This window comes from Oceanicella actignis, assembly GCF_900111545.1.
Lineage (GTDB): Bacteria > Pseudomonadota > Alphaproteobacteria > Rhodobacterales > Rhodobacteraceae > Oceanicella > Oceanicella actignis.
Genome location: NZ_FOHL01000007.1, coordinates 1 through 20,469, shown reverse-complemented (window position 1 = coordinate 20,469; position 20,469 = coordinate 1). Strand labels below are relative to the sequence as shown.

Sequence of the window (20,469 nt, the reverse complement as noted above, 5' to 3'; positions counted from 1 at the left end):
TCTCTCTCCCCTCTGTGGTTCGTATTCAGCAAAGCCGCGGCGCCCGGCGCGGCGGGCGCCGCGCGGCGGTTCACGGGCGCTCGACGCACATCGCCACGCCCATGCCGCCGCCGATGCAGAGCGTCGCCAGGCCGCGCTTGGCGCCGCGGCGCTTCATCTCGAACAGAAGCGTGGTCAGGATGCGCGCGCCCGAGGCGCCGATCGGGTGGCCGATGGCGATGGCGCCGCCGTTGACGTTCACGATCGACGGATCCCAGCCCATCTCCTTGTTCACGGCCAGCGCCTGGGCGGCGAAGGCCTCGTTGGCCTCGACCAGATCCAGATCCTCGACCTTCCAGCCCGCCTTCTCGAGCGCCTTGCGCGAGGCGGGAATCGGGCCGGTGCCCATGACCTTCGGATCGACGCCGGCCGTGGCGTAGGAGACGATGCGCGCCAGCGGCTCGATCCCGCGGCGCTCGGCCTCGTCGGCGCGCATGACGACCACCGCCGCGGCGCCGTCGTTCAGCCCCGAGGCGTTGCCCGCCGTCACGGTGCCGTCCTTGACGAAGGCCGGGCGCAGCTTGGCCAGCGCCTCGAGCGTCGTGCCGTGGCGGATGTACTCGTCGCGGTCGACGGTGACCTCGCCCTTGCGGGTCTTGACCACGACGGGGACGATCTCTTCGTCGAACTTGCCGGCCTTCTGCGCGGCCTCGGCCTTGTTCTGCGAGGCGACGGCGAATTCGTCCTGCATCTCGCGGGTGATCTGGAAGGCGCTGGCCACGTTCTCGGCCGTCTGGCCCATGTGATAGCCGTTGAAGGCGTCCCACAGGCCGTCCTTGATCATCGTGTCGACGAACTTCAGATCGCCCATCTTCTGCCCCGCGCGCAGGTGCGCGGCATGGCTCGCGAGCGACATGCTCTCCTGCCCGCCGGCCAGCACGATGCCGGCGTCGCCCAGGCTGACATGCTGGGCCGCCAGCGCCACGGCGCGCAGGCCCGAGCCGCACACCTGGTTGATGCCCCAGGCCGCGCTCTCGATCGGCAGGCCGGCGGCGATGTGCGCCTGGCGGGCGGGGTTCTGGCCCTGGGCGGCGGTCAGCACCTGGCCGAGGATGGTTTCGGAGACGTCCTCGGGCGCCAGCCCCGCGCGCTCGAGCGCGCCGCGCAGGGCGGTCGCGCCCAGCTCATGGGCGGGCGTCGCGCCGAACGAGCCGTTGAACGAGCCTACCGGGGTGCGCGCTGCGGCGGCGATGACGATGTCGGACATGCGGTTCTCCTCCTCGATGCCGGCCTGCGGGGCCGGTCGGTTGTTTCGTGTTGCGGCGCAGCATAGCCGCGGAACGGGCGGCCTGTCACGCCGGAACTTCGCCGCAGGCACGAAAGTCGCGGCCCTCAGCCGCCCTCGGCAAGAAAAGCGGCCAGGGGCGACCATACCATCCGCGGCGCCTGCGCGCCTATGATCATGCCCACATGGCCCGCTTGCGGGCGCAGGATGCGCGCGCCGGGAATGGCGCGGGGCAGGGCCTCGGCGCATCCGGGGGGCGAGATGAGGTCGCGCGTGGCGCAGAAGGCCAGCGTCGGGGCCGCGATGTCCTCGGGGCGAACGGCGCGCCCGCCCACCTGCCAGCGCCCGCGCGCCGCGTCATTGTCAAGGCACCAGCCCAGCAGCAGGTCCGCGGCCGCCGGAGCGGGCAGCGGCGGGCCGTCGTTGAGCCAGTCCTCGGCGGCGACGAACAGCTCCTCGGCCGGGTCGCCGCGCGGCATGCGCGCCAGCTTGCGGAACTTGCGCAGCGCCAGGGTCGGGTCGAGCGCGGCGAACAGGGTTTGCAGCACATCCATCGGGACCGCGCCGAAGCAGGCGCGCAGGCCCTCGATCCGCGCGCGCAGGGCGGCGCGGTCCTCGCGCGCGAAGGCGGCGGCCAGCGCCGCGCCCATGCCCTCGAGCCGCGAGAAATCCCAGGGCGTGCCGATCAACGCCAGCCGCGCCGTCAGCTCGGGGCGCGTCGCGGCCAGCGCCGCCGCCAGGCCGCCGCCCATGCAATAGCCCGCGACCGCCGGCGGAGCGCCGAACATCTCGGCCGCCGCCTCGGCCGCGGGAACAAGGCGGCGCATGACGTGATCGGCCAGGTCGAAGCCCATCTCCTCGGGGCCGGGCGCGCCCCAGTCCAGCAACAGCGGCCGCACGCCATGGCGCGACAGCCAGCGCAGCAGCGAGCGGTCGGGATGCAGGTCCAGCACATGGGCCCGGTTGACCAGCGAGGGCACGATCAGCGCCGGCCGGCCGTCGCCGCCATGGTCCAGCAGCCGCGTCGCCCCGCGCCGCCAGACGCATGGCGGGTCGGGCAGGCGCCGGCGCCAGGGGTGCTTCTGGTAGCGTTCGACGCCTGCGACGAACTCGGCCAGCCGCCGGGCCGCCGCGCGTGCCGTGTGCAGCGTCGCCTCGGCGCCGGCGGCGCGGCGCAGGGCGGCGGCGGCGGCGCGTCCCTCGTCGGCCAGCTCGGGCGCCCATGGAAAGCGCGGATCGTCTCCGAGCGGCGCCATCGCCGCCGCCTGCGCATACAAGAGCGCCCCGGCGGCCAGGTGCAGGATCAGCGGCGAGGGCTTGCCGCGCCGATCAGGAAGAGCGGCCCTGCGCGCCTGCGCCGCGCGCCTGCGCCGCCGACGGCATCCGCGTAAGCGCCTCGGCGTTTCGCTCCCACAGGTCCAGGAATCGCGCCGCCGCCTGCGCCGGCTCGGGGTCGTGGTCTTGCGCGCGCGGACCGGCGGCGCGCGCCGGACGCTGCGCGCGCGCGTTCTCCTGCGCTTCATCGCCGAACTTTCCGCCGCCATCCATGCGTTGAGGGTAATGATGCGCGCGGCGCCGCGCAATCGGCGCTTCGCGGCCGCGAAGGGGGGCTTTGCGGCGCCGCGGCGAACGGTTAAGCTGAACGCGGCGCCCGCGCCGCGTCGGGGCGCCGACGAGTTTTGCGGCGGCTTCAGGGGAGGAATGGCAGTTGGCCAACGACAACGCGAGCGGCGCCGAGCCGATCACGATCAAGAAATACGCCAACCGGCGCCTCTACAACACGGCCAAGAGCGCGTATGTGACGCTCGAGCATCTGGCGCAGATGGTGCGCGAGGGGCAGGATTTCGTCGTCTACGACGCCAAGACGGGCGAGGACATCACGCGATCGGTCCTCACCCAGATCATCTTCGAGGAGGAGGCCAAGGGGCAGAACATGCTGCCCATCAGCTTCCTGCGCCAGCTGATCCGCCTTTACGGCGACGCGCTTCAGGGCGTGGTGCCGGGCTATCTGGAAGCGTCGATGGAGTCGTTCACGCGCAACCAGGAAAAGCTGCGCGAGCACATGCTCAAGACCTTCGGCGCGAATCCGGCGCTGTCGAATTTCGAGGCCATGGCGCGCTCGAACATGGAGTTCTTCGAGAACGCGATGCGGGTCTTCTCGCCCTTCGGGGCGGCCAGAGCGACGGCGCGCCCCAAGAAGGAGGCCGAGCGCGAAGAGGAACGGGCCGCGCCCGAAACCGAGCTGTCCGAGCTCAAGGAACAGCTGCGCCAGATGCAGGAGCGCCTCGACAAGCTGTCGGGGCAGGGCTGACGCCGATCAGGCGGGCAGTCTGCGCCCCTTCGGCGCAAGCGTGGCCGGCGCGGCGGCGGGTCGGCCGGTGAGGTGGCCTTGCAGCGCGTCCACGCCCATCTCGGTCAGCGCGGCGGCATCCTCGGGGGTTTCGACGAACTCGGCCACGGTCATGATGTCGAGCGCGCGCGCGGCCCGAAGCACCGCTTCGACCAGCGGCCTGCGGGCGGGGTCCTCGGCCATGCCGCGCACCAGCGAGCCGTCCAGCTTGAGGATGTCGGGGCGCAGCTCGACCAGCTGCGAAAGCGCCGTGCAGCCCGCGCCGAAATCGTCGATGGCGATGGCGCAGCCCGTCTTGCGCGCGCGCCGCACGAAGGGCAGCGTCAGATCGGCCCGCAGGCCGGCGCCGCGTTCGGTCAGCTCCACGATCAGGCGACGGGTCACGTCGGGGCGGAGGGCGGCTTCGGCCTCGAGCGTCTCGATCCATGCGGGGTCGGCCAGGGTTCCGGGGGCGACGTTGACCGACAGCCGCAGCGTGGGCATGGCGCGCAGCTTTTCCAGGGCCAGCGCGAGCACGCGGCGGTCGAACAGCCGACTCAGCCCCAGCGCCTCGATCTCGGGCATGAAGCGGCCGGCGGGGATCGGCGCGCCGCCGGGATGGGAGACGCGAATCAGGGTCTCGTGAAATGCGGGGAACAGCGGCATGTCCGTGCGCACCACCGGCTGATAGGCCAGCGAGATCCGCCCTTCGTCGAGGGCGGCGAGGGCTTCGGAGGCGAGGCTGGGGCGCGGATCGGCCCGCAAGAGGCGCTCGGGCCCCGAGGCGAGCGCGCGCGCCAGAGCCTCGGGCAGCGCCGCGGCGAGCGCGGGCAACGGCGCGTCTTCGGCGTCCGCGTAGGCGGCCGAGAGGGTCAGCGTCATGGGGCCGAATTCGGTGCGCGCCGGTTCGGCGCAGGCCAGAAGGCGGATCCTGGCCAGCGCGGCGTCCGCGTCGCCCAGAACCGGGACCAGGAACATGCCGTCATCGGCCGCCGCGCCCAGGGCCGCCAGCCGCGCGGCGAACGCCGCCGTCATGCGACGGCCGCCGGCCGCCCCCAGACGCCGGTCGATCATGGCCGAGCGGTCGCGCGCCACGGCCAGAAAGCCGGCGCGCCCGGCGCCGCGGGCCAGCGCCGGATCGGCGGGCCGGAACAGGCCGATCCGCGCGCCCTCGCAAGATGTCCAGAACAGAGCGCCATGCGCGCCGCGCGCCTCGCCCTCTGGCCGGGGGCAGACGGTCTCGGACATCCAGCGCACGATCTCGGCCGGCAGGGGGCGGGCCACGGCCACCGCGCCCGAGCAGCTGGCGGCGAAGGGAAGAACGGCGGTCTTGTCGGCGGTGTTGGACATGGTGAAACCTCGCTTGCGGTCGTTCCCTTTGTGCCCGACATGTTCTAAAAATGTTCTAATCATGGTGAGCTTCGATCAACCCTGCGAAGACAAGGCCCCCGGACGCCGCTGTTCGTGGTGCGGCGAGGATCCGTTGATGGTGGCGTATCACGACCGCGAATGGGGCTTTGCGCAGTTCGATTCGCGCGCGCTGTGGGAAACGCTTTGCCTCGAGACCTTTCAGGCGGGGCTGAGCTGGGCGGTGATTCTGCGCAAGCGTCCCGCCTTTCGCGCCGCCTTCGCCGGGTTCGATCCGGCGCGCGTGGCGCGATTCGGCCCCGACGACGCCGCGCGCCTGGCGGCCGATTCGCGGATCGTGCGCCACCGCGGCAAGATCGAGGCGGTCATCGCCTCGGCGCGCGCCTGGATCGAGATCGAATCGCGCGAGGGCTTTGCCGCCTTCGTCTGGGCGCGGCAGGACTGGACGCCGCGGGTCAACGCGTGGCGTGCGCCCGAGGAGATCCCGGCCTTCACCGCGCAAGGCGCCGACCTGGCCAAGGCGCTGCGCGCGCGGGGGATGCGCTGGTGCGGGCCGACCACGGTCTACGCCTTCATGCAGGCGGCGGGCCTGGTCAACGACCACCTGCTCGGCTGCCCGGCGCGCGCGGCGGCGATCGCCGCCGGTCAGCCGCCCTCGCCGAAATAGTCCGCCACAAGCGCTTCGAGCGCGTCGAGCAGGGCTTCGGCCTCGGGGCCGCTGGCCTCGACCTCGATCTCGGAGCCTTGCGCCGCGGCGAGCGTCAGCAGGCCCATGATCGAATCGCCCGACACCTCGATGCCGTCGTGACTGACGCGCGCGCTGGCGTCATGGGCCTCGACCGTCGAGACGAACTTGGCCGAGGCGCGCGCATGCAGGCCCTTGCGATTGACGATTCGCAAGGTGCGGCGGCACGGGGCGCTCATGCCGTCCGCTTGCGCCGCGCCGACAGGATCGACGTCGCGCTGTCGACATATTTGCGGCCCGCGGACAGGGCGCAGGCGGTGGCCTCGGCCATGGGCATGGCGCGGGATTTGGCCAGCTTGATCAGAAGGGGCAGATTCGCGCCGTAGATCACCTCGACCCCCGAGTCGCGCATGGCGCCCATGGCCAGGTTCGAGGGCGTGCCCCCGAACATGTCCGTGACCAGGATCACGCCGTCGCCCTGATCGACCGCGTCGACGGCGGCGTTCACCGCAGCCTGCATGTCGCGCAGGTCGCCCTGGGGCTGGATTCCGATGGCGCGCACTCCTTCCTGCGGGCCGACGACATGCTCCATGGCGCGGCGCAGCTCCTCGGCCAGGCCGCCATGGGCGACGATCACGAGACCGATCATGCGAGGCTCCGTTTGTGCATCGGGCGGCTGGCTCCCTTGCCCGCGAGGGGCGTTCGGCTGTTGCGATCCGTGTTCACGTCGTCTTCTGGTCGTCAAGCTCTCGGTGGCGCAGGGCCGCGCTCCAGCCCGCGGCGCGCAGCCGGCGGGTCAGATCCTCGGCCGCCACGACCGAGCGATGCCGGCCGCCCGAGCAACCGAAGGCGAGGGTCAGATACGCCTTGCCCTCGCGCTCATATGCGGGAAGCAGCATCAAGGTCAACTCAGCCACGCGATCCATGAAATCCGCGTAAAGGGGATCGTCGCGCACGAAGCGCGCCACCTGCGCGTCGCGCCCGTCGGCGGGGCGCAGCTGCGGATCCCAATGCGGATTGCGCAGAAAGCGGCAGTCGAAAACGGTGTCGGCTTCGCGCGGGGCGCCGCGCTTGAAGCTGAACGACTGCACGCACACGGCAAGCCCGCGCAGCCGGGCGGCCCGATCGAACAGCCCCGCAAGGCGGGCCTTGAGCTCGTGCGGGGAAAGGTCGGTGGTGTCGATGACGAGGTCGGCATGCTCGCGCAGCGCCTGCAGCGCCTCGCGCTCGCGCGCTATGCCCACGGCCGCGCCCTCGAGCGGCGCAAGCGGGTGGCGGCGGCGGGTGGTCTTGAAGCGGTCGATCAGCACCTCGTCCGCGCAGTCGAGGAACACTAGCCGCGGCGCGACGCCCGGCGCCGCGCGCAAGGTCGCGAGGCGGTCGAGAAAGGCCTGCGCCGTGAAGCCCCGGGTGCGCACGTCGATGCCCAGCGCGACGGGGCGGGCGTCGGCGTCGGGCGGCGCGTCGGCGGGGAACAGGCGCTTGAGGAAGGGCAGGGGCAGGTTGTCGATGGCCTCGAAGCCCATGTCCTCGAGCGCGCGGATGGCGGTCGAGTTGCCCGCGCCGGACATGCCGGTGATGAGCGCAAGCCGCGTCGCGGAGCGCGGGTCCGGGTCGGGGGCGGGGTCGGTCATGCGCGTGCTCCGGCGGGGCGGGCGGATGGGCGGTCGGGCGTTCGTTCGGCGCGGCGACGCTCAGGGCGCCGCCCGGGTCCCGCCCGCGCGCAGCAGCGCGGCCAGCGCGGGCGCCATGGCGGCGGCCTTGTCGGCGTCGTCGCCGCAAAGAACTAGAGGAATGCGCACGCCGTTCAAGAGGGATTCACGCGCGGGCGGCAGGCGCTCGCTCTCGGCGCGGTCCAGATCCACGGCCAGAACCACCCGCGCGCGATCGAGCGCGGGCAGGCGCAAGAGCCCCACGCCGCGCGCCTCGATCAGGCCGCGGATGGGCGCGGGCGCGGCGGCGAACAGCGCGTCGCCCTCGCGCGTCAGCGTCACGCGGTCGTCGGCCACCAGCGCCGCGCCGCGGCTGATCAGCTCTAGCGCCAGGCGCGACTTGCCCGCCCCGGCGCGCCCGGTGATGAGCGCGGCGGCCGGTCCGGCGGGCGTGTCCATGGCCACGCAGCTGGCGTGGATGGCGGGCTGGGCGGGCATGGGCGGCGTCCTCAAAGGCGCAGCGCGACGACGAAGCGCGCGCCGCGGCGGGGGTCGTTCCGGGGGCCGATGTTCTCGGCGTGGATGCGGCCGCCATGGGCCTCGACGATCTGGCGCGAAATCGACAGCCCCAGCCCCGAATGGTCGCCGAAGGCGCCTTCGGGGCGGTTGCTGTAAAATCGCTGGAAGACCGAGCCCAGGTTCTCGTCCGGGATGCCGGGGCCGTCGTCCTCGACCGCGATGATCGCCTCGGCGCCCGTCTGGCGCACGCGCACGCGCACCGTTCCGCCCTCGGGCGAGAACGAGATCGCGTTGTCGATCAGGTTGACGAAGACCTGCGCCAGCCGGCCCTCGATCCCGCGCACCATCGCCGGCGCGGGCGGGGCGTCGAGGACGATGCGCGCCCCGCGCTCGGCCGCCTTGGGGGCGTTGTGCTCGACGATCGAGCGCAAGAGCGCGTTCAGGTCGAAGGGCTCGCGCGCCTCGCGCACCAGCTCGGCGTCGAGGCGCGAGGCGTTCGAGATGTCGGTCACCAGCCGGTCCAGCCGCGCCACGTCGTGCTCGATCACCCGCAGCAGACGCTCGCGCGCCTCGGGCCGGTCGGTGAGGCGCATGGTCTCGACCGCCGAGCGCAGCGAGGTCAGGGGGTTCTTGATCTCGTGCGCCACGTCGGCGGCGAAGGTCTCGGTGGCGTCGATGCGCGAATAGAGCGCCTCGGTCATGCGCTTGAGCGCGCCGGACAGATAGCCGATCTCGTCCATGCGGGCGGTCATGTCGGGGATCTCGACGCGCTCGGCCCCGCCGCCGGCGCCGCCCTGCTCGGCGGCCTCGGCCGAGCGCGCCAGCAGCCGGATCGGGCGGGCGATGGTGTTGGCCAGAAGCGCCGACATCACCACGCTGGCCGCAAGCGCGACCAGGAAGACCTGAAGGATCGACATGCGCTCCGAGCGCACGATCTCGTCGATGTCGCCGCCGCGGGTGGACAGCACCAGCACGCCCAGCACCGCCTTGAGCCGCGTGATGGGGACCGAGACCGAGACGATCAGCTCGCCCTTCTCGTTGATGCGCTCGCCCCGCGCCACGGCGCCGCCGAGGGCGGCGTAGACCTCGCGCTCGCGCGCAACGCCGCCCAGGGTGCGGGTGTCGAGCCGCGCGTCGCGGTAAAGCATGGCCCGCACGCGCCGCGTGAGCGACTGCAGCCAGGCGGCGGGGGCGGGCGCGTCCAGCCGATCGGCGGGCAGGGGGCTGGCCTCGACCGAGTCGTCGCGCCGCGTGCGCAGCGAGGTGTCGCGCATCAGCCGCGCGGCCCGGTCGAAGATCTGGGCGCGCACATGGGTCGGTTCGATCAGCTTGTCCAGAACGATCATGGCGCGCGCCGGGTCGATGCCCAGCGCGTCGTCGCGCGCCGCCGATTCGGCGATGGTGATGGCGATGATGCGGCCCTGGGTCTCGAGCGCGTCGGTGCGCAGCGCGATCAGCTTCTCGCGAAAGTCGTTGAGCGCGAGAACGCCCGTCACCAGCAGGCCCAGCCCGATCAGGTTGAAGGCGACGATGCGCCGCGTCAGCGGCGACAGGCGGCCGATCCGCCCGACCCGCCCCGGCCGCGCGACGCCCGCCCCCGCGCGCGGCGCGGCGGCGGGATCGATGCTGCGGCCGACGCGCGCGCCGCCGTTTTCCGCAACCCTCGCCCCGCCTGCGCGGGCGCGCAGGCGCGAGAGGATGCGGCCGGGAATTCGGCGGGCGTTCGAGGCCGCGCCGGCGCGCGCTGCCATCTGCTGCGTCAAACCTCCTTGTAGCGGTAGCCGACGCCGTAAAGCGTCTCGATCGAGGCGAAATCCTCGTCCACGGCGCGGAACTTCTTGCGGATGCGCTTGATGTGGCTGTCGATGGTGCGGTCGTCGACATAGACCTGGTCGTCATAGGCCGCGTCCATCAGCTGGTCGCGGCTCTTGACGAAGCCGGGGCGTGCGGCCAGCGCCTGCAGGATCAGGAACTCGGTCACGGTCAGCGTGACCGGCTTGCCGTCCCACAGGCAGGCATGGCGCAGCGGGTCCAGGGTCAGCTTGCCGCGCTGGATGGCCTTGTCGGCCTCGCCGCGCTCGGCCTCGTCGGCCCCGGCGTCGCGGCGGCGCAGCACGGCGCGGATGCGCTCGACCAGAAGGCGTTGCGAGAAGGGCTTGCGCACATAGTCGTCGGCGCCCATGCGCAGGCCCAGAACCTCGTCGATCTCCTCGTCCTTCGAGGTCAGGAAGATCACCGGCAGATCCGATTTCTGCCGCAGGCGGCGCAACAGCTCCATCCCGTCCATGCGCGGCATCTTGATGTCGAACACGGCAAGGTCGGGCGGCGTCTGCGTCAGCGCCGCCAGCGCGGCGGTCGGGTCGGCGTAGGCGCGCACCTCGAAGCCCTCGGCCTCGAGCGCGATGGACACCGAGGTGAGGATGTTGCGGTCGTCGTCCACGAGCGCGATCTGGGTCATTCGGCGTTTCTCCTGCGGCGCGGCCTTGCTTCGCCTCCGGGAGCGGCCGCGCGCGCATCATACAGGCCCCCGGGGGCGCCGCGAAAGAACGTAGCGCGATTGCGGCGACAGCAAGGCGCAGGTGCGCCAAAGAGTCGTCTTGTTGGGCGCTGCAATAATCTTTTCCCCGTGCTAAGGAGCGCGCAGGAATGGTGCGCGGGCCGGAATCGCCCGCCGCGCCCTCCGGCTCGTCGTGGGGGCGGGCCGGCACCGGCGGCGCCCGGCGCGCCGCATGACATTGCGAGGAGCTAGCGAGCATGGAGCGAGGCGTCTTCAACCCTGCGCATCCGTTGTCGGAGCTGGGCGTCACCGGCGCGAAGGCCGTCCACTACAACCTCAACGAGGCGGTTCTGGTCGAGGAGGCGCTGCGGCGCGGCGAGGGCGATCTGGGGAATGGCGGGCCTCTGCTCGTCTCGACCGGCCGGCACACCGGCCGCTCGCCCAAGGACAAGTTCGTGGTGCGCGAGCCCTCGGTCGAGCCCCACATATGGTGGGAGAACAACGCCGCCATGGAGCCCGACGCCTTCGAGCGCCTGCGCGCCGACATGGTCGCGCATCTGAACGGCGCCGAACTGTTCGTCGAGGATCTTTACGGCGGCGCCGATCCCGCGCACCGGCTGAACGTGCGCGTGGTGGCCGAGCTGGCCTGGCACGCGCTGTTCTGCCGCCACCTGCTGCGCCGCCCCGCCGCCGAAGAGCTGGCCAGCTTCGAGCCCGGCTTCACGATCATCAACGCGCCCTCGTTCAAGGCCGACCCGGCGCGCCATGGCTGCCGCTCCGAAACGGTCATCGCGATCTCGTTCGAGCGCAAGCTGATCCTGATCGGCGGCACCGCCTATGCCGGCGAGAACAAGAAGGCCGTGTTCTCGGTGCTCAACTACCTGCTGCCCGAGCGCGGCGTGATGCCGATGCACTGCTCGGCCAACCACGCGATGGGCGATCCGTCGGACGCGGCCGTGTTCTTCGGCCTGTCGGGCACGGGCAAGACGACGCTGTCGGCCGATCCCTCGCGCACGCTGATCGGCGACGACGAGCATGGCTGGACCGATCGCGGCGTCTTCAACTTCGAGGGCGGCTGCTATGCCAAGACGATCAACCTCAGCCCCGAGGCCGAGCCCGAGATCTACGCCACCACGCGCAAGTTCGCGACCGTGATCGAGAACATGGTCTACGACCCCCTCACGCGCGAGATCGACTTCGAGGACGACAGCCTGACGGCCAACACCCGTTGCGCCTATCCGCTGCACTACATCTCGAACGCCTCGGAAACCGGCATGGCCGGCGCGCCGCGCAACGTGGTCATGCTGACCTGCGACGCCTTCGGCGTGCTGCCGCCGATCGCGCGCCTGACGCCGGCGCAGGCGATGTATCACTTCCTGTCGGGCTTCACCTCGAAGGTGGCGGGCACCGAGCAGGGCGTGACCGAGCCCGAGCCGACCTTCTCGACCTGCTTCGGCGCGCCCTTCATGCCCCGCCGCCCCGAGGTCTACGGCGCGCTGCTGCGCGACAAGATCGCCCGGCACGGGGCCTCGTGCTGGCTGGTGAACACGGGCTGGACGGGCGGCGCCTACGGGGTCGGCTCGCGCATGCCGATCAAGGCGACGCGCGCGCTGCTTTCGGCGGCGCTGGACGGCAGCCTGAACGGCGCGGCCTTCCGCAAGGATCCGAATTTCGGCTTCGAGGTTCCCGTCAGCGTGCCGGGCGTCGAGGACCGGCTGCTGGACCCGCGCGCCACCTGGGCCGACCCCGCCGCCTATGACGCGCAGGCCCGGCGCCTGGTCGAGATGTTCGCGGCCAATTTCGCCCAGTACGAGGCGCATGTCGGCGAGGACGTGCGCGCGGCCGCGCCCAGGGTCGCCTGAGGCGCGTCGCATCTGACCATCGCGCGAGGGGCGCGCGCCGGCGGTTGCGCGGCGCGCGCCCCGTTCTATAGTCGCGGGCATGAGCATGGACGAGCCCTTCCGCATCGAGCGTCCCGGTCCCGCGGCTCCGGCCTGCGGCGCGGTGTTCAGCTCGCCCCACAGCGGGCGGCGCTTTCCGCCGCAGATGCTGCGCCGCGCGCGCCTGTCGGGCCTTGCCCTGCGACGGTCCGAGGATGCGTATGTCGAACGGCTTTTCGACCATGCCCCGCGTTGCGGCGCGCCGCTGATCCATGCGCTTGATTCGCGCGCCTATGTGGACCTGAACCGCGCGCCGGACGAGCTGGACCCCGCCCTGATCGAGGGCGTGCGCGCGGCCGGCGCCAATCCGCGCGTCGCGGCGGGGCTGGGCGTGATTCCGCGCATCGTGGCCGAGGGCGCGCCGATCTACGAAGGCAAGCTGCCCCTGTCCGAGGCCGCCGCGCGGCTGCGCCGGACGCACGCACCCTATCACAGGGCGCTCGAGGGCCTGCTGGCCGAGGCGCGCGCGCAGGCGGGGGCGGCGGTGCTGATCGACTGCCACTCCATGCCCTCGGACGCCCTGCGCGCGCTGCCGCGCCATGTCCGGCGTCCCGACATCGTTCTTGGCGACCTGCACGGGGCGGCCTGCGGGCGCTGGCTGACGGCGCTTGCCGAAGAGGCCTTCCGCAAGGCGGGCTTCTCGGTGGTCCGCAACGCGCCCTTCGCCGGCGGCTACATCACCGCGCGCCATGGGCGGCCCACGCGCGGGGTGCATGCCCTGCAGGTCGAGATCGACCGCGGCCTGTATCTGGACGAGCGCCGCATCGAGCCCGGCCCCGCCTTCGACGAGATCCGCGCCGCCCTGCGTCCGGTGATCGAGGCCTTGTGCGCCGCCGCGCGGGCCGAAGGCGCCCTGGCGGCGGAGTGATCGCGGCCGCCGCGCCGGCTTGCCGGAAAAGGAACCTCCCGACGAAAAAAGGGCCGCGACTGGCGCGGCCCAAGTCTAGGGAGGAAACGCCCGAATGGGCGGTGACGTCAGACGCCACATCACTACGATAAGGGTGCGGTGCAGCATTGGCAAGCCGATTTTTGCTGCGTAGCAACATGACGTATCGTCATGTTATGAAATCCTAATCCTGATCGGCCGCGCCGCCGCCGCGCGTCGTCGCCGGCTTCTTTTCGCTGATGCGGAATCCGCCGGCGGACAAGGCCCGGCCCTTGCCGATCGCGCCGTCGCCGAAGCGCGCGCGGATCAGATCGGCGGCGCGCTCGGCCTGGGCGCGGCGCGCGGCGTCGGGGTCCAGAAGGTCTGCCATGCGGTCGCCCTCCTCGGCCTCGGTCAGCTCGCTCAGCCCGGCGCCGATCAGGCGGAAGGGCGCTTCGGGCAGCGCGCGCTCGAGCAGCGGGCGCAGGGCGCGGTGCAGGCGATCGGCCAGCTGGGTCGGCTCGGTCAGCGTCGCGCGCCGCGTCAGAAGGCGGTGGTCCGCGCGCTTGAGCTTGAGCGTCGCCACCCGCCCCGCCAGCCCGCGCGCCTTGGCGCGGGCGGCCACCTTCTCGACCAGACGCCACAGATGCGCGTCCAGCAGGTCGGGCGCCGACAGGTCGGCCTCGAAGGTCGTTTCCGCCGACAGCGAGCGGGTCGGCGCGTCGGGGGCGACCTTGCGCGAATCGCGCCCTTGCGCCAGCTCTAGCAGGCGCCGGCCCATGGCCCCGTGGCGCGCGATCAGCTGGCGCGGATCGGCGCGCAGAACGTCGCGCACATGGGTAAGCCCGTCGCGCGCAAGGCGCTCGCGCGTCGCCTCGCCCACGCCCCAGATGATCGACAGTGGCTTGTCGCGCAGGAAGTCCTCGGTCTCGGCGCGCCCGATCAGCGAGAAGCCGCGCGGCTTGTCCAGGTCCGAGGCGATCTTGGCCAGGAACTTGCAATGGCTCAGCCCGACCGAGACGGTCACGCCGACCTCGTCCTCGATGCGCCGCGCCAGCCGGGCCAGCAGCGCGGCGGGGGGCGCGCGGTGCAGGCGCTCGCAGCCCGATAGGTCCAGAAACGCCTCGTCCAGCGAAAGCGGCTCGACCAGGGGGGTGAGCTCGTCCATCAGCGCGCGGATGCGGCGCGAGGCGTGGGCGTAGACCTCCATGCGCGGCGCGCGCAAGGCGGCGTCGGGGCACAGGCGCATGGCCTGGAACATGGGCATGGCCGAGCGCACCCCCCGCATGCGCGCCAGATAGCAGGCGGCCGAAACCACGCCGCGCCGCCCGCCGCCCACGATCACGGGGCGGTCGCGCAGCGCGGGGTCGTCGCGCTTCTCGACCGAAGCATAGAAGGCGTCGCAATCGACATGGGCGATGGAGAGCGTTTCGAGCTCGGCATGACGCAGCGTGCGCGGCGAGCGGCAGGCGGGGCAGCGCGCGCGCCCGGGCCCCGGCGGCGCCGAGAAGCGGCGCAGGCAGTCGCGGCACAGGGCGGGCAGGGCGGGCGTCATGGACCGATCATGCGCGCGCGCGGGCCGGCGCGCCAGCGCTCAGAGCGCGGCGATCTCGGCCTGCACGGCCTCGGCGGCGGCGCGCGGATCGTCGGCCTGCCAGATGGGACGGCCGACGACGATGTGATCGGCCCCCGCGGCGATGGCCTCGGCGGGCGAGGCGACGCGCTTCTGATCGCCCCGCGCGGCGCCCGAGGGGCGCACGCCGGGGGTGACGATCAGCCGCCCCTCGGCCTCGGGCAGGGCGCGGATGGCGGCGGCCTCGCGCGGCGAGGCGATGACCCCGTCCGCCCCGGCGGCGAAGGCGCGGCGGGCGCGCTCGAGCGCAAGCTCGGCGACGTCGCCCGGGGCCATCAGGGCCTCGTCCAGATCGGCGCGGTCGAGGCTGGTGAGCACCGTCACCGCCAGGATCCGCGTCGGCGCCGCCCCGCGCCCGGCCACGGCGGCGCGCACCACATGCGGATCGCCGTGCACGGTCAGGAAGTCGGGCTCGAACTGCGCCAGGCCCCGCACGGCCGCCTCGACCGTGGCGCCGATGTCGAACAGCTTCATGTCGAGGAACACGCGCTTGCCGCGCTCCTTGAGCTCGTTGGCCAGCGCCAGCCCGCCGCCGGTGAGCATGCCCAGCCCGATCTTGTAGAAGCGCACGCTGTCGCCCAGCCGGTCGGCCAGCTCGAGCCCGGCCAGGGCGTTGGGCACGTCGAGGGCGACGATCAGGCGCTCGCGCGGGTCGGGTGCGGGGCGGGTTTCGGCAGGGCGGGTTTCGGCGGGGCGGGGGGCTTGGTCGGACATGGCTCTCTCCGTCGGGTCGCGGGCAGCGATAGCCGCCGCGGCCGCCGCTGGCAAGCGCGCCGGGGGTCTTGAGCGCGCGCCTTGCGGCTCCCATATCGACGCCGAGGGGCGCGCCGCGCAGGGGCGCCCGCAAGAGCGCCGGGCCCCGGCCGGCGGGCCGCATCGCGGACGGCGGCGGGGCGCTGAGAAGGAGACGCAAATGAACTTCGAAAAGTTCACCGACCGCGCACGCGGGTTCGTGCAGGCCGCGCAGACCATCGCGATGCGCGAAAATCACCAGAGGATTCTGCCCGAACATCTGCTCAAGGCGCTGCTCGACGACGAGCAGGGCCTGGCGGCCAACCTCATCCGCAACGCCGGCGGCGATCCGGCGCGCGTGGCGCAGGAGGTCGAACTGTCGCTGTCGCGCCAGCCCAGGGTGCAGGGCGCGGGCCAGATCTATCTGGACCCGGCGACCGGCAAGGCGCTGGGCGACGCCGAAGAGCTGGCCCGCAAGGCCGGCGACAGCTTCGTGACGGTCGAGCGCATCCTGACCGCGCTGGCCCTGTCGGACGGCGACGCGGGCAAGGCGCTCAAGGCCGGGGGCGTCACCGCGCAGAAGCTGAACGCGGCCATCAACGATCTGCGCAAGGGCCGCACCGCCGACAGCGCCTCGGCCGAAGAGGGCTATGACGCGCTGAAGAAATACGCGCGCGACCTGACCCAGGCGGCGCGCGAGGGCAAGATCGACCCCGTGATCGGCCGCGACGAGGAAATCCGCCGCTGCATCCAGGTGCTCAGCCGCCGGACCAAGAACAACCCGGTGCTGATCGGCGAGCCCGGCGTGGGCAAGACCGCCATCGTCGAGGGGCTGGCCATGCGCATCGTCAACGGCGACGTGCCCGAGAACCTGCGCGACAAGAAGCTGATGGCGCTGGACATGGGCGCGCTGATCGCCGGCGCCAAATACCGCGGCGAGTTCGAGGAGCGCCTGAAGGCGGTGCTGTCCGAGGTCACCTCGGCCGAGGGCGGGATCATCCTGTTCATCGACGAGATGCACACCCTGGTCGGCGCCGGCAAGTCGGACGGCGCGATGGATGCGTCGAACCTGCTCAAGCCCGCGCTGGCGCGCGGCGAGCTGCACTGCATCGGCGCGACCACGCTTGACGAATACCGCAAGCATGTCGAGAAGGACGCCGCCCTGGCGCGGCGCTTCCAGCCGGTCTTCGTCTCCGAGCCCACGGTCGAGGACGCGATCTCGATCCTGCGCGGCCTGAAGGAGAAATACGAGGTCCATCACGGCGTGCGCATCACCGACTCGGCGCTGGTGGCGGCGGCGACGCTGAGCCATCGCTACATCACCGACCGCTTCCTGCCCGACAAGGCGATCGACCTGATGGACGAGGCCGCCTCGCGCCTGCGCATGGAGGTCGACTCGAAGCCCGAGGAGCTGGACGCCCTGGACCGCGAGATCCTGCAGAAGCAGATCGAGGCCGAGGCCCTGAAGAAGGAGAAGGACGAGGCCTCGAAGGACCGCCTGGCCCGGCTCGAGGCCGAGCTGGCCGAGCTGCAGCAGAAATCGGCCGAGCTGACGGCCCGCTGGCAGGCCGAGCGCGACAAGCTGCACGCGGCGCGCCAGCTCAAGGAGCAGCTCGACCGCGCGCGCGTCGAGCTCGAGAACGCCAAGCGCGCCGGCGACCTGGCGCGGGCGGGCGAGCTGAGCTACGGCATCATCCCCGAGCTCGAGCGCAAGCTGGCCGAGGCCGAGAAGGCCGGGCAGGGCGATCTGATGGTCGAAGAGGCGGTCACGCCCCAGCACGTCGCCGCGGTGGTCAGCCGCTGGACGGGCGTTCCGGTCGAGAAGATGCTTGAGGGCGAGCGCGAGAAGCTGCTGCGCATGGAAGAGGAGCTGGCCAAGCGCGTGGTCGGCCAGGACGAGGCGGTGCGCGCCGTCTCGAACGCCGTGCGCCGCGCGCGCGCGGGGCTTCAGGATCCGAACCGGCCGCTGGGCAGCTTCCTGTTCCTGGGTCCGACCGGCGTCGGCAAGACCGAGCTGACCAAGGCGCTGGCCGAGTTCCTGTTCGACGACGACCAGGCGATGGTCCGCATCGACATGTCCGAGTTCATGGAGAAGCACGCGGTCTCGCGCCTGATCGGCGCCCCGCCGGGCTATGTCGGCTATGACGAGGGCGGCGTGCTGACCGAGGCCGTGCGCCGGCGGCCCTATCAGGTCGTCCTGTTCGACGAGGTCGAAAAGGCGCATCCCGACGTCTTCAACGTGCTGCTGCAGGTGCTGGACGAAGGGCGCCTGACCGACGGGCAGGGCCGCACGGTGGACTTCAGGAACACGATCATCATCCTGACCTCGAACCTGGGCGCCGAGTATCTGTCGCAGCTGCCGGTGGGCGCCAAGGTGGACGAGGTGCGCGGGCAGGTGATGGAGGCGGTGCGCCGCCACTTCCGCCCCGAGTTCCTGAACCGCCTGGACGAGATCGTGCTGTTCGACCGGCTCTCGCGCGACCACATGGACGCGATCGTGGACATCCAGCTGGGCTATCTGCAGCGGCGCCTGGCCGACCGCAAGATCACGCTCGAGCTGGACGAGGCCGCGCGCATGTGGCTGGCCGACAAGGGCTACGACCCGGTCTACGGCGCGCGCCCGCTCAAGCGGGTGATCCAGAAGTCGCTGCAAGACCCGCTGGCCGAGCTGCTGCTCTCGGGCGCGGTGAAGGATGGCGAGACCGTCCGCGTCACCGCCGACGAGCGGGGGCTTGTCGTCGGCGACCGCGCCGCCGGCGCGACGCAGGACGCGCGGCCGACCGTGCACTGAAGGCGGCCCCTTGCGGGGCTGGCCAGGGGGCGGGGCGCATGCCTCGCCCCCTTTTTCGCGCCGGCCCGCCCGCGCCGCGCTCAGACGCCGCCCGCGGCGCGCGCGCGCAGCAGGTGCAGCCCGCGCGCAAGCCCGTCCTTGAGCCGGCGCCGCCGCCCGTCCAGATGCGCCACGGTGGCCAGATGCCCCAGCGGGCCGTAGACATGGCCGCCGCCGACGAAGTCGCAGATGTTGCCCTCCAGCCCCGCGGCCTTGCGCGCGGCCGGGTCCAGCACGGGCAGGACGCGCCGGCGGTAGAAGTCGATCTCGATGATCTGCGGATTGTTCGAACGCCCCGACACGCGGCAGCAGGGGAAAGGCGCGTCGGTCAGCTCGCGCATGAAGTAGTCGTAGCCCACCGGACGGTTCCAGCGCTTGTTGAAGCGCAGATGGGTGATGCGCGCTGCCTCCATGCCTGCCGTCAGCTCGGGCAGGCCGTGCCGGATTCGCCGGCGGATGAACACGAAATCATGCTCGAGCATGATCGCGTGCGACGAGCGCGCCGATTCGATCGCCTGGCGGAACCCGTCGCTCAGCCCGCAAGTGCGCGCGACCTCGGGCGCGGGCAGACCCAGACGCGACAGCGCCTCGCGCGTGCGCGCGATCCAGGCGTCGAAGCCCTCGGGGTTCGGGTTCGGGTCCACGAAAAGCCGGGGGCGCAGATGGGGGCCGAACGTCTCGAAGGCCGAGCGGATGGCATGATGCGCCAGGTTGTGCGCCGGATCGGGCGACGCGACGTTGGAAAAGACGTTGAGGTCGATCAGCTGGTCCGACATTCTTGCCCTCCGCCGGGGCCAGGGCCCCTTTCCACGGGTTCCAATACAACGGGTGGCAGGTGAAGTCTTTGCGCGTTTTGTGGGCGCGCGCCGCTTTCGGCGGGGCGCGGCGGGCGGTCAGCCGGGTGTTGGCGCCCATGCTGCCCGCGCCCGCGACGGCCGAGGTCCGCCCGGCGGGCGAGGGCGCGCTGATCGTCGAGGGGCCGCTCCATGCGAACCCGGCGAATGGCGCGCTGTTTCGCGGCCTGCGGCCGCTGCGCCTGCCGCCCGAGCATGCCGACGCGCCCGCCGCCGCGGCGATGGCGCCCCATGCGCGGGCGGATCTGGTGGTGCAGCTGTTCCACAGCCTGTCCAGGGCCGAAGCCATCGCGCCGATCTGCTACGACCCCGAGGCGGGGCCCGAGCAGCTTCTGGCCGAGGTGCTGCCGCGGACCCTCATGCTGGATCGCCTCGGCGCGCCGCCGATGCTGCGCGCCACGGTGGGGCTTGCGCTGGGCGTGCAGGACGCGACGCAGGATGCGCTGGCCGCGGGGCTGTTCGGCCGGCGGCGGCTGCGCGCGCACGCCTTCGACAAGGTGATCGCGGCCAGGGCGGCCTGGCTGCTGCCGCCGCCCGGGCCGGACCTCATGGCCGAGGCGGCCGAGCGAATCGCGCGCGTCTTTTCGATCCAGCGCAAGGAGGGGCCGCCGACGATCGTGCTGCGCGGCGGCCCGGCGGCGCTTTCGGCGCGTCTTGCGCCCGCCCCGTCAGGCCTCGGCGCGTGGCGAGTCGTCGATCCTCTGACGACGCCCATCGCCGCCTTCGCCGAGGCCGTTCTTTGCGCCCGGATTCTGGCCCTGCCGGCGCGCGGCCCCGAAAACGCGCTCGCGCGCCTGCGCCCTGACACGTCGGTGAAACTCGAGCAAGTTCAAGGGCATGGCTCCGACGCGCATGACGCTTCCGTGACGTCCGCGTGATTTTTTTGCGAGAACGGGGTTGCGTTGGGATTTCGAATCTCCTAGATAGCGCGTCACCGGCAGCGAGGGCGGCGGCGACGTCGCCTCGGGGTTGGTTCAGCGACGGCACGGATTTCGGGGCGCGTTTTTGCAAGGGAACGCACTCGGCGTCTGTCGCTCGGCTCTTTGACATTAAGACTGGAAGGGATATGCGGACGGCTGGGTTGTTTCGACGACCGGACGTCTGGATATCGGCCTCTAGGGCTGGCTTTTGGCTGGCTCGATGATGAGGTGTCAGCTTCACGCTTGGCGGCTCGGGTTTTCCGTGAGGGGACTTGAGCATGTCGAGAGTGACGATGTGCAGAGGTTCGAACGTCAAGGACGTCGCTGAGCGACGTTTCAACTTGAGAGTTTGATCCTGGCTCAGAACGAACGCTGGCGGCA

General features: G+C 72.0%; 19 protein-coding genes. 6 read left to right on the top strand and 13 right to left on the bottom strand.

Annotated elements, in window-relative coordinates; all coding sequences use genetic code 11:
• Nucleotides 1–70 precede the first annotated feature (70 nt).
• The 3 genes from BMW67_RS11290 to BMW67_RS15845 form a co-directional block, all read right to left on the bottom strand.
• Nucleotides 71–1,246: an acetyl-CoA C-acetyltransferase gene (locus BMW67_RS11290; RefSeq protein ID WP_072747657.1), complete on the bottom strand. Its 1,176-nt coding sequence runs from the start codon at nucleotides 1,244–1,246 to the stop codon at nucleotides 71–73.
• Between the two features lie 125 nt (nucleotides 1,247–1,371).
• The gene (locus tag BMW67_RS11285) at nucleotides 1,372–2,520 is read right to left on the bottom strand and encodes an alpha/beta fold hydrolase (protein WP_218139772.1); all 1,149 of its coding nucleotides are present in this window, start codon (nucleotides 2,518–2,520) and stop codon (nucleotides 1,372–1,374) included.
• Nucleotides 2,521–2,593: 73 nt separating this feature from the next.
• Nucleotides 2,594–3,016, bottom strand: a complete 423-nt coding sequence (locus BMW67_RS15845; RefSeq protein ID WP_218139771.1) for a hypothetical protein — start codon at nucleotides 3,014–3,016, stop codon at nucleotides 2,594–2,596.
• Here BMW67_RS15845 and phaR point away from each other — a divergent pair.
• Nucleotides 2,973–3,575 carry a polyhydroxyalkanoate synthesis repressor PhaR gene (gene phaR / locus BMW67_RS11280; protein WP_072747656.1) on the top strand — a complete coding sequence of 201 codons (603 nt, stop codon included), beginning with the start codon at nucleotides 2,973–2,975 and terminating at the stop codon, nucleotides 3,573–3,575. The genes BMW67_RS15845 and phaR overlap by 44 nt on opposite strands.
• 6 nt (nucleotides 3,576–3,581) lie before the next feature.
• Here the strand turns inward: phaR and BMW67_RS11275 are convergent, their stop codons facing one another.
• Nucleotides 3,582–4,943: an EAL domain-containing protein gene (locus BMW67_RS11275; protein ID WP_072747655.1), complete on the bottom strand. Its 1,362-nt coding sequence runs from the start codon at nucleotides 4,941–4,943 to the stop codon at nucleotides 3,582–3,584.
• Between the two features lie 61 nt (nucleotides 4,944–5,004).
• Between BMW67_RS11275 and BMW67_RS11270 the strand changes: the two genes are divergently transcribed.
• The gene (locus tag BMW67_RS11270; protein ID WP_072747654.1) at nucleotides 5,005–5,628 is read left to right on the top strand and encodes a DNA-3-methyladenine glycosylase I; all 624 of its coding nucleotides are present in this window, start codon (nucleotides 5,005–5,007) and stop codon (nucleotides 5,626–5,628) included.
• Here the strand turns inward: BMW67_RS11270 and BMW67_RS11265 are convergent.
• The 6 genes from BMW67_RS11265 to BMW67_RS11240 form a co-directional block, all read right to left on the bottom strand.
• Nucleotides 5,607–5,885, bottom strand: a complete 279-nt coding sequence (locus tag BMW67_RS11265; protein WP_072747653.1) for an HPr family phosphocarrier protein — start codon at nucleotides 5,883–5,885, stop codon at nucleotides 5,607–5,609. The two genes, BMW67_RS11270 and BMW67_RS11265, sit on opposite strands and share 22 nt — an antisense overlap.
• A complete protein-coding gene (locus BMW67_RS11260; protein ID WP_072747652.1) occupies nucleotides 5,882–6,295 on the bottom strand; it encodes a PTS sugar transporter subunit IIA in 414 nt (137 codons plus the stop codon). Before BMW67_RS11260 ends, BMW67_RS11265 begins: the two co-directional genes overlap by 4 nt.
• Nucleotides 6,296–6,368: 73 nt before the next feature.
• The gene (gene rapZ / locus BMW67_RS11255) at nucleotides 6,369–7,280 is read right to left on the bottom strand and encodes an RNase adapter RapZ (protein WP_072747651.1); all 912 of its coding nucleotides are present in this window, start codon (nucleotides 7,278–7,280) and stop codon (nucleotides 6,369–6,371) included.
• Between the two features lie 60 nt (nucleotides 7,281–7,340).
• A complete protein-coding gene (locus BMW67_RS11250) occupies nucleotides 7,341–7,796 on the bottom strand; it encodes an HPr kinase/phosphorylase (protein WP_072747650.1) in 456 nt (151 codons plus the stop codon).
• A gap of 11 nt (nucleotides 7,797–7,807) precedes the next feature.
• The gene (locus BMW67_RS11245; RefSeq protein ID WP_072747649.1) at nucleotides 7,808–9,568 is read right to left on the bottom strand and encodes a sensor histidine kinase; all 1,761 of its coding nucleotides are present in this window, start codon (nucleotides 9,566–9,568) and stop codon (nucleotides 7,808–7,810) included.
• Between the two features lie 8 nt (nucleotides 9,569–9,576).
• Nucleotides 9,577–10,275, bottom strand: coding sequence for a response regulator transcription factor (locus tag BMW67_RS11240; protein ID WP_072747648.1), 699 nt, complete (start codon nucleotides 10,273–10,275; stop codon nucleotides 9,577–9,579).
• 296 nt (nucleotides 10,276–10,571) lie between these two features.
• On the opposite strand from BMW67_RS11240, the gene BMW67_RS11235 reads away from it, so the two are divergent.
• Nucleotides 10,572–12,176, top strand: a complete 1,605-nt coding sequence (locus BMW67_RS11235) for a phosphoenolpyruvate carboxykinase (RefSeq protein WP_072747647.1) — start codon at nucleotides 10,572–10,574, stop codon at nucleotides 12,174–12,176.
• A gap of 79 nt (nucleotides 12,177–12,255) precedes the next feature.
• Nucleotides 12,256–13,122, top strand: a complete 867-nt coding sequence (locus BMW67_RS11230; protein WP_083581387.1) for an N-formylglutamate amidohydrolase — start codon at nucleotides 12,256–12,258, stop codon at nucleotides 13,120–13,122.
• A 202-nt stretch (nucleotides 13,123–13,324) separates the two neighbouring features.
• Here BMW67_RS11230 and BMW67_RS11225 read toward each other — a convergent pair whose 3' ends face one another.
• Both BMW67_RS11225 and pyrF read right to left on the bottom strand, forming a co-directional pair.
• On the bottom strand, nucleotides 13,325–14,662 hold the full coding sequence (locus BMW67_RS11225) for a DNA polymerase IV (protein WP_083581428.1): 1,338 nt from the start codon (nucleotides 14,660–14,662) through the stop codon (nucleotides 13,325–13,327).
• A 51-nt stretch (nucleotides 14,663–14,713) separates the two neighbouring features.
• Nucleotides 14,714–15,466, bottom strand: a complete 753-nt coding sequence (gene pyrF, locus BMW67_RS11220; protein WP_083581385.1) for an orotidine-5'-phosphate decarboxylase — start codon at nucleotides 15,464–15,466, stop codon at nucleotides 14,714–14,716.
• A 199-nt stretch (nucleotides 15,467–15,665) separates the two neighbouring features.
• On the opposite strand from pyrF, the gene clpB reads away from it, so the two are divergent.
• On the top strand, nucleotides 15,666–18,275 hold the full coding sequence (clpB, locus tag BMW67_RS11215; protein ID WP_072747644.1) for an ATP-dependent chaperone ClpB: 2,610 nt from the start codon (nucleotides 15,666–15,668) through the stop codon (nucleotides 18,273–18,275).
• 80 nt (nucleotides 18,276–18,355) lie between these two features.
• Here clpB and BMW67_RS11210 read toward each other — a convergent pair whose 3' ends face one another.
• The gene (locus BMW67_RS11210) at nucleotides 18,356–19,090 is read right to left on the bottom strand and encodes a C2 domain-containing protein (RefSeq protein WP_072747643.1); all 735 of its coding nucleotides are present in this window, start codon (nucleotides 19,088–19,090) and stop codon (nucleotides 18,356–18,358) included.
• Between the two features lie 137 nt (nucleotides 19,091–19,227).
• On the opposite strand from BMW67_RS11210, the gene BMW67_RS11205 reads away from it, so the two are divergent.
• The gene (locus tag BMW67_RS11205) at nucleotides 19,228–20,046 is read left to right on the top strand and encodes a hypothetical protein (RefSeq protein WP_125459033.1); all 819 of its coding nucleotides are present in this window, start codon (nucleotides 19,228–19,230) and stop codon (nucleotides 20,044–20,046) included.
• Nucleotides 20,047–20,469 lie beyond the last annotated feature (423 nt).